Here is an 11,956-nt window from a genome sequence, read left to right as displayed (position 1 = left end):
CCTTTTCTTTTGCAACTCTCTACCGCCTTATCACAAGTTTCACAAAATAGTTTTACTGAATTTACAGGATTAAGTGAATTATTAGACCCAAGCATCGTTGATGAAGCGTTGGCTCAGTCAGGTATTGCGACCATAAGGAAGCGCAAGCTTCCTATGGAGCAAATGGTGTGGGCTGTTATTGGTATGGCTTTATTTCGTAAAATGTCTATCCGCCAATTAGTTAATCAGCTTGATATCATTCTACCTAACGGTGACCCCTATGTTGCACCTAGTGCCGTAACACAAGCAAGAAAGAAACTTGGTCATAAAGCAATAGAATCTATTTTTAATAAAACACAATCGCTATGGCATGAGGAGTCTACTCACCCAACATGGTGTGGGTTGACACTATTAGGTGTTGATGGCGTTGTATGGCGAACACCTGACTCAAAAGAAAATAATGAATATTTTGCACGTACAGGAAACTCTCATGGCAAGGCAAGTTACCCCCAAGTGCGCATGGTATGCCAGATGGAATTAACAAGTCATTTATTAACACAAAGTGCTTTTGATAGTGTTGATATTAACGAAATGAAATTAGCTGGCTCGCTAGTTGAAACAACACCAGATCATAGCTTGACACTATTTGATAGAGGCTTCTACTCGCTTGGATTACTTTATCGTTGGCAATCCACGGGAATATCACGTCATTGGCTGATACCGCTAAAAAAGAACGTACAATATGACATTGTTCGTTCATTAGGACGCCAAGATAAAATAGTTCGTTTAACCGCCTGTCCCCAAGCACGAAAGAAGTTTCCTGAATTACCTGAATCAATTGAAGCTCGATTAGTATCGAGAAAGGTTAATGGTAAAGCGTGCGAAGTGTTAACGTCTATGACGGATGCAATGAAGTTTCCTGTCGCTGATATTGTCGATTTATACGGACATCGGTGGGAGATAGAACTTGGTTTTAGAGAAATGAAGCAGTCACTACTTGATAGCCAATTTACCTTGCGTAGTAATCAACCTGAGCTTATAAAACAAGAGTTGTGGGGGATATTACTCGCTTATAATCTGATCCGTTATCAAATGGTATTAATGGCGAAGTCACTCGATTCAATACATCCAAACCAATTAAGTTTTCATGGTGCTTCAATGCACATAATTTATCAACTGACTATGTTGCCATTTTGTTCGCCAGGAAATGTGTCAAAATTTGTTATGGATATAACCAAAAGTGCCAAACAGTTTGTATTGCCAGCACGTAGAGAGCGGAGTTATCCGCGAGAATTGAAGTGTTCTAAGAATAGGTACCCTGTTAAAAAAAGAAATGCCGCTCACCTTAAGTGAACGGCATTACATTTTTATGGGCTTTTTTTAAGGTGAATTTATGTGTTCTTTACTCAGTTATGGCGAAGTATTAGTCGACTTTTTACCCGCCTCAATCAACAACCCAAACTATATTCCACTTGCTGGAGGTGCTCCTGCTAATGTTGCAGTAGCTTTCGCTAAACTAGGTGGAGAAAGTTACTTTGCTGGAGGTATCAGCGAAGATAATTTTGGTAATATGCTTCTACAGCAACTAGAAAGCGAAGGCGTTAATACCTGTTTTACTCAAAAAATAAAAAATGCTAATACCGCTCTCGTATTAGTCAGTTTAGACGAGCACGGCGAAAGAGACTTTAACTTTTATCGCCACAACACAGCCGATACTTTATATACAAAAGCACATATCGATAATATTGAGTGGCAAGGCATTAGCTTATTTCACTATTGTTCAAACACGTTAACCAGTGAATCAATGAGCGATAACACCCTTTATGCCATTAAACAGGCCAAAGCTAACAATGTGTTAATAAGTTTTGATGTAAATTTACGCCAGCAACTCTGGAACGACCTTGCTTTATTACCTGAAAGAGTTGAAGCCTGCATTAAGCAAAGCGACATTATAAAATTAAGTAAAGACGAAGCGGAGTACTTAGCAAATATTCAACAACTTGATGTTCAAGATTACATACGATCTTTAATATCTCTAGGCGCGAAACTTATTGTAGTAACCGACGGTTCAAATGCAGTACAGGCTACCTGTAAGTATTTTTCAACCATGCATGAAGTGCCTAAAATAATACCAATTGACACAACAGGTGCAGGCGACAGCTTTATTTCAGGCTTTCTGTTTTATTTAGCGCAAGAAACTTACAGTAATGAAAACAAAAAAACACTATTTGATGTTATAGAACAACCTGACCATATTTATGCTGCCATATTATTTGCTGCAAAATGTGGTGCGTTTACTTGTCAGAAAAAAGGTGCATTTGCAGCGCTCCCTAAAATAACAGACATTTAATTTATCGCCAGCGTAATAATACTTTTGCTGGTAACTATCCCTTTAATCTAACAAAAGGCGTGGTTTTACAAAATACGCCTTTAAGTAATCAATTAACAAACGTAACTTTTTAGACTCTGCTCCACCTGGGGGAAATACGCCATACACATTAATGTCTTTCATTTTATAGTCATCAAGCACCGACACTAAAGTACCTTGCTGAATTTTAGGTTTGGCATCGTAAACTGGAATTCTTGCTAAACCATGTCCACCTTCAACAAAAGCTGTGCGTGCTGCGGCATTGTTCGTGGTAATAGTGCCTTTCATTTCAATACTAAACGAACGAGTGCCTTTTGTTAGCTCAAGCGTACCCGAGGTCAATTTATACACCACCCATTGATGCTTATTTAAGTCTGTCGGATGAGTAGGTACACCAAACTTTTCAAAATACGAGGGTGCGCCGCAAAGGCAAGTGCCTAGCGTAGAAAGCTTGGTTGCTTGTAAGCCGGAATCCGCTAATGGCGCGCCGCGTATAGCTAAATCAATCCCCTCTTTCATGATATTAACTACCTCGTCCGTTAGCATCACATCAAGTTCAATTTTAGGGTAAAGGGTTCTGAATTCGTTAAGTGCTGGCACAATAGTTTGTAAGCCAACATTTACTGGGCAAGTAATTTTGAGTAAGCCAACAGGTTCATGTTTTAAGTTTTCAATTTGCTGATTAGCCGCAGACGCTTGCTCGGCAATAACACGACAATGTTGATAATAATCGCTACCCGCTTCGGTGAGAGAAATAGTACGGGTTGAACGATTGAGTAACTTTATCTCTAAGTGCGCTTCAAGCTTCTTAATATGGTAGCTCACCACCGCACGCGACAAGCCAAGACGTTTAGCTGCGCCGCTTAATGTACCTTGCTCAATGACTTGCGCGAATACCACCATACTTTTGAGTTGTTCAAATGAAATATCCATCACTTACTCGACTTAGCTTTAAAAAACACACATCGCCATTGTATCATTTATTAATACAATGATATCAATTTTGTCTGCATTGTTAGCTATAACTAACAAGAGTAAACTGCTCCCAACTAGCAAAATACATGTAACAAATTGAAATTATCGAGGTATAAAATGAATACAAAGAAAATATTAATGGTATTAACATCTCATGCTGATTTAGGTAACACAGGCGAAAAAACAGGCTTTTGGATAGAAGAATTTGCCGCTCCGTATTACACCTTTAAAGATGCAGGTATTGAAGTCACGTTAGCGTCGCCTCTTGGCGGACAACCACCTATCGATCCGAAGAGTGAACTAGACGATTTTCAAACGCCAGCAACGGTAAAATACTTTGCTGATCCAGAAACACAAAACCTTGTGGCTAACACACGCGTTTTAGCTGAATTAAACGCAGATGATTTTGATGCCGTTTTTTACCCTGGCGGTCACGGACCATTATGGGATTTAACTGAAAACACGACTTCTATTCAATTAATAGAGCGCTTTTTAGCAAGCAACAAACCTGTAGCTGCGGTATGTCATGCAACAGCCGCTTTTTTAAATGTTAAAAACAGCGTTGGTGAATACGCCATTAAAGGTAAAGCTATTTCAGGATTTACCAATACAGAAGAAGCCGCTGTAGAGCTTACCGATATCGTACCGTTTTTACTTGAAGACGAGTTAATTAAGCGTGGTGGCGATTATCAAAAAGTTGAAGATTGGAATGCTTTTGCCGTGCAAGATGGCCTTATTATTTCGGGACAAAACCCTGCAAGCTCAACGCTAGTAGCCAAAAAATTACTAAGCCAATTAAACCCAAATAATTAGGGCCTGCTGACCTTTGTATTATTTTTATGTAATAGGCTATTTTACTCTTTAATAAAGCAGAATGTGTGTAAGTTCGTTACTCTAAATAAACCAATTCGAGAGTAAAATAGCCACTGTCTTTGAGCTGAGACTAAAATTGCCTTAATCGCTTTATGAATAAGTTGATCTAATTTATGGATCAGAAAAAATAAGGAATTCATTATGACACAAACGACTAAAATCAATAGACAAATTGTATTAGCATCTCGACCTTTTGGTGCACCTACTCACGAAAACTTTAGCTTATTACAAACAGATAGACCAACGCCAAAACAAGGCGAAGTATTATTACGTACAGTATATCTATCGCTTGACCCCTACATGAGAGGACGAATGAATGATGCAAAGTCGTACGCTGATCCTGTCGCATTAAATGAAGTCATGGTGGGGGGCAGTGTTTGTCGGATAGAAGAGTCAAACCATGCTGACTATCAACAAGGCGACTGGGTTGTTGCTTTTGGCGGCTGGCAAGACTACAGCATATCTGACGGAGTCAACTTACTTAAATTAGACAATAACTTAACAAACCCCTCTTATGCCTTAGGTATTTTAGGTATGCCGGGGTTAACCGCTTATATGGGCCTATTAGATATAGGACAACCCAAAGCAGGCGAAACCCTTGTAGTAGCCGCAGCTACTGGTGCAGTAGGAAGTTTAGTTGGGCAAATTGCAAAAATTAAAGGCTGTAAAGTTATTGGTATAGCCGGTGGTGCTGAAAAATGTCAATACGCTGTTGAAACACTCGGTTTTGATGCCTGTTTAGATCACCACTCAAGCGATTTAGCAGAACAACTTAGCCAAGCTTGTCCTCAAGGTATCGATGTATATTTTGAAAACGTAGGTGGCAAAGTATTTGATGCTGTATTACCCCTACTAAATTCAAGTGCTCGTGTTCCTTTATGTGGCTTAATTTCGCAATATAATGCGACTGAATTACCCAGCGGTCCCGACAGAATGTCGTCTTTAATGGGCGCTTTATTAGTTAAACGTATAAAAATGCAAGGCTTTATTGTATTTGATGACTATGGCCATCGTTATAATGAATTTAGCGAAGCTATGATGAAATGGATTACAGAAGGAAAAATTCAATACAAAGAGCATTTGGTTGAAGGTATTGAAAACACCGTATCGTCATTCATTGGCCTACTTGAAGGTAAAAACTTTGGTAAATTAGTGGTTCGCGTTGGACCCGATAGCTTATCCTAAGAGCATTTATCCCGTAGTATTTGAAAGGAATAAGTCACGCACATTGAAATTGATTAGGTATAATAGCCTAATCAATTAAGCGTTATGCTTTCATATTTCAATTCAAAGATCATTCGTGACTGGAAAAACACATCATGCGAATAGCCGTTACTCAGCTTGCCACTTCATCTGATCCGCAAGAAACCTTAGCAAATTGTATTAACGTAATAAGCCAAACCGCAGCGTGTAAACCATCACTTATTGTTCTTCCTGAACTGGGTAACATCTCTTTTTTACAAGAAATAGTCGATCAAGCTAAAAAACATCATTGTTATATTACTCTTAGCCTAATTCAGCCAAGCAAAAAGCATCCGACTTCTTGCTTATTATCACCGCAAGGTGAAATTATTTATCCCGCAGAACAACAAGCATTAACGACACCTTGGGGAAAAATTGGGCTTTTATCGAACAGCCAAGATACTAGCTTTGAAGCATCGCGTGGTTTAACTTTGCAAGGCGCACAGTTGTTATGCCATTCAATGAACACGTTTTCACTTGATCAACATAATATTCATGGTCCTGCTCGCGCCTGTGAAAATAAGGTGTTTTTAGCTTCAGCAAATAAAATTGGGCCATTTTTAACTGGAACTAAGCAGACAAACGAACCGCTTGTTAGCCTTGGTCAAAGCCAAGTAGTAGCCCCTAATGGTCAGTTATTAGCAAAAATAACGCACAATGAAACAGGCTTTGTTTTTGCTGATATAGACTTGGAAGGCGCCCTTAAAAAACTACGACCCGATGAAACAAATATTATTGAACAACGACGACCTCAACTTTATCAAACGCTACAATCACAAATAAAAACAACACCCTTAACTACAGATAATAACAAGGTTCCAGCAACCGCTAATGTTGCACTATTCGCCACCTATAAATCTAACGAACAAGCGATTGAAGATGTATGCCATTACATTGAAAATAACCTCAGCGATATTATTCAATTACCTGAGTTATTTTTTATTGCAGATAAAAGTATTACTCATAACACCGAACAACTCGCTGAAATAGAAAACTTAAGTACACAACTAATTAGTCAAATAAGCGCTGAACTCAGACCGTTTCAATACGTATGTACAAGCTTAGTGATTGAAGGAATACATCAAGCCGTCATAATCAACGAACAAGGGGTATTTGCTACACAACAACAATTGCATTATTGCCAAAGATATTCGTGGAGTGCGCTAGGAAATAACTTACAGATTATTCAATTACCCTTAGAACAAGGCAATATTAACGTAGCCATGTTAACTGCCGACGATGCCAACATACCCGAAATAGTTAGCCTTGCAGCGTTAAATAACATTCACGTATTACTGGTTCCTTTTGATATTCAAGAGCCGTGCGAAGTAGAATATAACTTAATAGCTAAAGCCGCAGAGCACCGTATTTGCATTGTGGCAGCGAGTCGCGAAAAAAGCTTTGCAGCCGCAACACCTATTGATAAAACCGATAACAATATATTTAAGAAAAACAAAGTAAAAGCACAGAAATGTACGGGGTTTATTGCCAATTTAACGACAACGCCCACCCAGCTAGAGCAGTGGCAGTTTAGAAAGTTTGAAGGTTACCTCAACCGACCTTTAATTAAATATCAGCACGGTAAAATAACCAAAGCGTTGGTTTATCCGAGCGCGGCTTGTAATAAACTTACGATATTGCAAACGGATTAATCACTAACAGGCATTTTCTTGAAGCTCAGTAAAAGACTAAAACAAATAGATAAAATGGTTAGCGCACAGTATTCCCACATTTGGGATTGCTGTTGCGATCATGGCTTTTTGGGCGCGGCGCTATTAAATAGACAAACGGATACTCATATTCATTTTGTTGATATTGTGCCTGAGTTAATGGCTGAACTAGACACTAAACTACAACGCTTTTATTCAAACGCGGTTTCAAGATGGGAAACACATTGCCTTGATGTAGCAACATTGCCTTTAGAAAAATACCAAGGTAATCACCTTGTGATTATTGCCGGAGTGGGTGGCGATTTAATGATCCAGTTTGTTGAAGCTATTTACCAAAAGCACCAAAATCTAGCTATAGATTTTTTACTATGCCCTGTGCATCACCAATTTGCATTACGCCATAAGCTAATAGAACTTAACTTTAGTTTGCAGCAAGAAGTATTGGTGGAAGATAACAAACGTTTTTATGAAGTTTTATTGGTTTCATCTGCCCATAACAAGCATAAGCCGATAACGCCCGTTGGCGAAACAATATGGCAGGCACACTCACCGCAACAAGCTAAAGTAGTTGAAAGCTATTTACATAAAACGCTGAATCATTACCAACGCATTCAGCAAGGTGACACCAGCAAAGTACAACATATAATTGATGCTTACCGTTCGCTAGTACCTGTGATTCATACTGATAGATAGTACCGATAAATAATAACTAACGTGCTAGCGATTTTAAACGCATGGTATTCATGAATAGTGTTGGGTCACTGATTTTATCCAGCATTGTGCTATCAGGTAAACAATCATCATCTACGTAGTCAACATAATCCGCTGCTGAATCAAAAATTAAAATATCTAACGCTAATCGGTCTAAACCATACAAACCTCGATGTATCATGTCAGCCGAAAAAACGAGTAAATCACCCGCGGCTAACTCAATTTTTTTACCGTTAGATAAATCATCGCTACTCAACCTGCCCTTTCTTTCATCTCGTACATTAAATTCTTCTTCGCTGTCCCAGCGCTTATGCGTACCAGGAATTAACTCCATGCCTAGTTCGTCAAATAAAGGTACTCTAAGATGTAAAACCTGATCTTCATGAATCACTTTTTTTTGTGATTCAACATCATGATCATACTGACAATCTCGATGCCAAAAGTCTTTCTGTTGAGGGTTAACAGGATTAAAAAACAACTGAGTATTCATAAAGGCAGGATTAATAGGGAGAACACAATTAACAATATCCATTACTTTTTTTGAGCTAATAAAGTTAAAAAGTTTTATTCGGTCATCAAAACTTAAATATTGGCTGCCAGTAATTAAAGAAGAGTTAAACGCTTCCGTCTGATAAAACTCAGCATTGTCTTTTTTCCAGCACTCATGAAACGTTAATATCACCTCTCTAAGAGACGACATTTCAGTGACATTAAAATAGTTTCGAATCACAAAATAACCTTGCTCTTCATAATGACTATTTAGCTGATTTAGATTTTCTACCATTGATGAAATTAATTAACCCAGAGTTAAAAACGCGTATTATCTTTATCGCTTACTTGGTAGTCAAACATTAAACGAATTAACTCGACTATCTACACTTAATATTTGCTCCCTTTACCTTGCATCAAGCAGTATGCGTAATTCTGAGTATTTGAGCGAAGGTTATAAATAAACATTATCACTTTACTCATTTTCGTATATGGTCTGAACTCGGATTAACGGGTTTTATATTATTTTGATTTATAATGACTAAGCAAAGGAAATCGATCACTCATGCAAAACTTCTTCAAAAAAGGAATTAATGCTGCGCGTTCTTTAACAGACAAAGCAACAGAGGAATTATCTTCTAATTACGCCATCGTAAAAGAAAAACTAGATGGCTTACCAATATTTGTTTCTGCTGAAAAGTCAGATAAATATAAGGGGATTCAATATGACGAAAAACATTACTTTGTTATACCTTACGAGCTTTCAGAGTATAAATTTGCTCTGCACACTATGCGTTGTTTACCTAATGCAATTCCCGAAATTAATAATCTACCCAAACGCCGTATTTTTCACTTTCCAAATGAACATTCAGAAGAAATGCTTAAAGGCTATATGCGCCAATCGGCTGAAGAAATGGCTCGAAAAAACAAAAATAACAATCCAAGCAGTTTAGAATCTCTAGCAAACCAAATTGACTCACTCGATAAAAAATTAACTTATGGCATGTTATTGGTTGGCGGGTTAGCAGCTATAGTAAATCCGCTACTCGGCGCAGGCATTGCAGCTAAAGCAATATTACCTAGTGTGGGCGGGCTTCTAAATAAATATGGCCTTAAACCAACCGGAGAAAAATTAAGCCAATATCAGCTCGATAAATCAATAAAAGACGCCGAAGAGCATATAGCTAAAGAGTTTGAAGACGCCAATACCCTTCAGGTAATTAACCCTATTTTACAAGAATTAGAACTAACTCTACGCACAAGCGAATATCAACATGACCCATTAACAGGTCCTAATTTAGCAGATGGTAGTATTCCTGAACTAGATGATGAAAGATGGCGAGAACTAACCGAAGTTGCAATATGCCATGTTTACAAAGAAGCTTACGAAAACCCTGCTTTACATGAACAAGCACACCTTGGTCCAGAAAACCTAAGATGGTTAAAAATAATGTTTGACGTTAATAAGAAAGATTTTACGGGTTAAACGCTTATAAACAAAACTTCTATACCCGTTATTATTAAAAGCAATACAACATCTATTAAGTATTTTTACTACATCTTGCGCTTTTTAAACAATTTAATCCATAAAAGTGTCAGCAACAACGGTACTCCAATTAAAACAAACTCCTTAATAAAAGGTAGAATATACATCATAGCAGCAGGAATATTACGTTCACCTCCTTCATTTTCTCCATGAGAATACCCTAATTGATTTATCTGCTCAGCCCAGCCTGTAAACTCTAAACCTACCAGTAAAACACTTAGCAAACATGAAACTAGCGCAACAACAAACAATCGAGACTGCCAACGATATTGTAAATATTTCATGCTTTTTCCTCTCTAGCAAACATGCGCTTTGATAATTGAATAATCCAATTCCAATTTAAAGCCAAATGAATACCTAACATAGGCATTAATAACGTAGCTGAATCGTGATGTATTTTAGACCAAAAATCTTGAATATTTAGATCTATTCCCACAGTTGGTAATAACGCAACAGAAACCAAAAATCCACTAACAAAAGCCAATAACATCATTAAGTAAATTAAATAATCCCAAATAATATTAAAACGCTCTCTTGCAGATATTTTAGAGACTAATCGGCTTGCACTTTTTTTGATCCAATCCCAATGCAATAAAAGATGGATAATAAACGGGATAATAAAAACTAAACTCCACCACTCATGTAGCGGAACACCTGTAGCTTGTGGCGCCGAAACCAACATAAAACTAATAAGTAATAGTGCATCCATTACGTAACGTGTTTTTTGTAAGCTTTGTTTCCAATCTGACATAAACCTTGACCTTGTATTAATGTTTACCTGTAATAATAAATGATAATAAAACGCTATACTCATGTTTTTCTAGCAAACATTAATCGTTAAATTAAGCCATTACCTTTTTTGATTCCAATAAGCACTAGCATAAAGTTTTGACTTATCATAATCACAGTTATCATTCAGGTGACCTTTTAGTTGTTTAGTAACACTTGCTTCAGCCGCTATAAATATAGCCGTATTATTCAAGTTATTTCCTCTTGATTCAAGGCTACTTAAAAAATCATCTGTTAACTTATTGGGTGTTACAAGCCAATGAACCTCAATCCCTTCTGGCGTTTTTAATGACTGAATATCTTCTTTGTTTGGCACTTGTATATATGCATGCCCGCTAGCAGTATCAGACAACTTTTCTATAGTAGCTGCAATAGCCGGTAGCGCCGTTATATCACCCAAAAACAAATGATTATCTATAACTAAATCAGTGTGCTTTGGTTCACCTGGACCAGCTATACCAAGATAATCTCCCACTTTAGCTTGAAGCGCCCAATTACTCGCTAATCCTTCGTGATCATTTACAGCAAAGTCGATAGTCAGTTCTAAATTTTTCTTATCAAACGATCTAATTGTATAAGAACGCATCCATTTTTTAAAACCAAAGTACATGCCAAGCTTAGGCTTTTGATCGCTTGACGCTGGGTTAGGGAAAATAGCTTTAACATGACCCCCTTCCTTTTTTTCAGGAAAGTCTGAAAGATCATCTCCCGTTAATACAATTCGTTTCATGTGCGGAGATAAATCACACACTGATAAAACCTGTGTCATACGCATAGTTGGACCCATAATAACTTCCTCTTGTTGTTTAAATATTTAAGCTGAAACTTTTGTTAAATGCTTTTCAAGTTTTGGTTTTACAACCAAAGACATAAAGCAAGATAAGGCTAAACCTACAGGTAACGCATAAAGTAATGTATTCAAAAAGTAACCGGAAAACTCAGTAATTGACTCATAACTATGGCTATTTAATATACTAACCACAGCCATTAAAGACTCCATAATTACCGCCATTAAAATACCTTGTAATAGGTTTTTTTGCAGACTTGACCATGTAGAAAAAAATTGATTAATACACTTACTGATCGTTATAAATATAGCCCCGCCTACCGGTAACATAACGAGAAATGCAAAAGTAAAAGTGTCAACCCAAGTATTTAAAAAACTCTGAGAAGGCTGCAAATTAATGAGTGTCATAATAGCCGTTATGGTGCCAACCATCAGCAACATAAAGGAAAGCATAATAGGTACATTTTTTAATTTAATTGACATAACAAAACCCGATAAACTAGTTGATAAAATCTACTATATTTATA

General features: G+C 37.4%; 13 protein-coding genes. 7 read left to right on the top strand and 6 right to left on the bottom strand.

Annotated elements, in window-relative coordinates:
• The first annotated feature begins 9 nt into the window (after positions 1-9).
• Positions 10-1,332 carry an IS4 family transposase gene (locus tag AC0L5Q_RS14580; protein WP_473607552.1) on the top strand — a complete coding sequence of 441 codons (1,323 nt, stop codon included), beginning with the start codon at positions 10-12 and terminating at the stop codon, positions 1,330-1,332.
• 40 nt (positions 1,333-1,372) lie between these two features.
• Complete coding sequence (locus AC0L5Q_RS14575) at positions 1,373-2,329, top strand: carbohydrate kinase family protein (protein WP_473610232.1); 957 nt, start codon at positions 1,373-1,375, stop codon at positions 2,327-2,329.
• Positions 2,330-2,371: 42 nt separating this feature from the next.
• Here AC0L5Q_RS14575 and AC0L5Q_RS14570 read toward each other — a convergent pair whose 3' ends face one another.
• The gene (locus tag AC0L5Q_RS14570) at positions 2,372-3,280 is read right to left on the bottom strand and encodes a LysR family transcriptional regulator (RefSeq protein ID WP_473610228.1); all 909 of its coding nucleotides are present in this window, start codon (positions 3,278-3,280) and stop codon (positions 2,372-2,374) included.
• A 159-nt stretch (positions 3,281-3,439) separates the two neighbouring features.
• Here AC0L5Q_RS14570 and AC0L5Q_RS14565 point away from each other — a divergent pair, with 159 nt between their 5' ends.
• The 4 genes from AC0L5Q_RS14565 to AC0L5Q_RS14550 all read left to right on the top strand — a co-directional run bounded on the left by AC0L5Q_RS14565 (position 3,440) and on the right by AC0L5Q_RS14550 (position 7,800).
• Complete coding sequence (locus AC0L5Q_RS14565; protein WP_473610225.1) at positions 3,440-4,135, top strand: type 1 glutamine amidotransferase domain-containing protein; 696 nt, start codon at positions 3,440-3,442, stop codon at positions 4,133-4,135.
• 201 nt (positions 4,136-4,336) lie between these two features.
• A complete protein-coding gene (locus AC0L5Q_RS14560) occupies positions 4,337-5,380 on the top strand; it encodes an NADP-dependent oxidoreductase (RefSeq protein ID WP_473610222.1) in 1,044 nt (347 codons plus the stop codon).
• A gap of 134 nt (positions 5,381-5,514) precedes the next feature.
• Positions 5,515-7,089: a nitrilase-related carbon-nitrogen hydrolase gene (locus AC0L5Q_RS14555; protein WP_473610219.1), complete on the top strand. Its 1,575-nt coding sequence runs from the start codon at positions 5,515-5,517 to the stop codon at positions 7,087-7,089.
• An 18-nt stretch (positions 7,090-7,107) separates the two neighbouring features.
• Positions 7,108-7,800: a tRNA (adenine(22)-N(1))-methyltransferase gene (locus tag AC0L5Q_RS14550; RefSeq protein WP_473610214.1), complete on the top strand. Its 693-nt coding sequence runs from the start codon at positions 7,108-7,110 to the stop codon at positions 7,798-7,800.
• A gap of 16 nt (positions 7,801-7,816) precedes the next feature.
• Here AC0L5Q_RS14550 and AC0L5Q_RS14545 read toward each other — a convergent pair whose 3' ends face one another.
• A complete protein-coding gene (locus AC0L5Q_RS14545) occupies positions 7,817-8,602 on the bottom strand; it encodes a phytanoyl-CoA dioxygenase family protein (protein WP_473610211.1) in 786 nt (261 codons plus the stop codon).
• Between the two features lie 270 nt (positions 8,603-8,872).
• Between AC0L5Q_RS14545 and AC0L5Q_RS14540 the strand changes: the two genes are divergently transcribed.
• Positions 8,873-9,793 carry a hypothetical protein gene (locus tag AC0L5Q_RS14540; RefSeq protein WP_473610210.1) on the top strand — a complete coding sequence of 307 codons (921 nt, stop codon included), beginning with the start codon at positions 8,873-8,875 and terminating at the stop codon, positions 9,791-9,793.
• 68 nt (positions 9,794-9,861) lie between these two features.
• Here AC0L5Q_RS14540 and AC0L5Q_RS14535 read toward each other — a convergent pair whose 3' ends face one another.
• The 4 genes from AC0L5Q_RS14535 to AC0L5Q_RS14520 form a co-directional block, all read right to left on the bottom strand.
• On the bottom strand, positions 9,862-10,137 hold the full coding sequence (locus AC0L5Q_RS14535) for a hypothetical protein (RefSeq protein WP_473610206.1): 276 nt from the start codon (positions 10,135-10,137) through the stop codon (positions 9,862-9,864).
• Positions 10,134-10,604: a DUF4405 domain-containing protein gene (locus AC0L5Q_RS14530; protein WP_473610202.1), complete on the bottom strand. Its 471-nt coding sequence runs from the start codon at positions 10,602-10,604 to the stop codon at positions 10,134-10,136. The genes AC0L5Q_RS14535 and AC0L5Q_RS14530 overlap by 4 nt, the downstream gene beginning before the upstream one ends.
• A 99-nt stretch (positions 10,605-10,703) precedes the next feature.
• Entirely contained in the window at positions 10,704-11,429 is a 726-nt protein-coding gene (locus AC0L5Q_RS14525) for a siderophore-interacting protein (protein ID WP_473610199.1), read from the bottom strand.
• A 27-nt stretch (positions 11,430-11,456) separates the two neighbouring features.
• Complete coding sequence (locus AC0L5Q_RS14520) at positions 11,457-11,912, bottom strand: DUF2798 domain-containing protein (protein ID WP_473610196.1); 456 nt, start codon at positions 11,910-11,912, stop codon at positions 11,457-11,459.
• Positions 11,913-11,956: the final 44 nt, after the last annotated feature.

The organism is Pseudocolwellia sp. G5-9 (genome assembly GCF_055808995.1).
This window is presented reverse-complemented; position numbering and strand designations above follow the sequence as displayed.

Coding starts and splice junctions, on each gene's coding strand:
- AC0L5Q_RS14575 (WP_473610232.1), top strand. CDS start 1,373: ATGTGTTCTTTACTCAGTTATGGCGAAGTATTAGTCGACTTTTTACCC.
- AC0L5Q_RS14520 (WP_473610196.1), bottom strand. CDS start 11,912: ATGTCAATTAAATTAAAAAATGTACCTATTATGCTTTCCTTTATGTTG.
- AC0L5Q_RS14570 (WP_473610228.1), bottom strand. CDS start 3,280: ATGGATATTTCATTTGAACAACTCAAAAGTATGGTGGTATTCGCGCAA.
- AC0L5Q_RS14545 (WP_473610211.1), bottom strand. CDS start 8,602: ATGGTAGAAAATCTAAATCAGCTAAATAGTCATTATGAAGAGCAAGGT.
- AC0L5Q_RS14560 (WP_473610222.1), top strand. CDS start 4,337: ATGACACAAACGACTAAAATCAATAGACAAATTGTATTAGCATCTCGA.
- AC0L5Q_RS14535 (WP_473610206.1), bottom strand. CDS start 10,137: ATGAAATATTTACAATATCGTTGGCAGTCTCGATTGTTTGTTGTTGCG.
- AC0L5Q_RS14530 (WP_473610202.1), bottom strand. CDS start 10,604: ATGTCAGATTGGAAACAAAGCTTACAAAAAACACGTTACGTAATGGAT.
- AC0L5Q_RS14525 (WP_473610199.1), bottom strand. CDS start 11,429: ATGGGTCCAACTATGCGTATGACACAGGTTTTATCAGTGTGTGATTTA.
- AC0L5Q_RS14555 (WP_473610219.1), top strand. CDS start 5,515: ATGCGAATAGCCGTTACTCAGCTTGCCACTTCATCTGATCCGCAAGAA.
- AC0L5Q_RS14565 (WP_473610225.1), top strand. CDS start 3,440: ATGAATACAAAGAAAATATTAATGGTATTAACATCTCATGCTGATTTA.
- AC0L5Q_RS14540 (WP_473610210.1), top strand. CDS start 8,873: ATGCAAAACTTCTTCAAAAAAGGAATTAATGCTGCGCGTTCTTTAACA.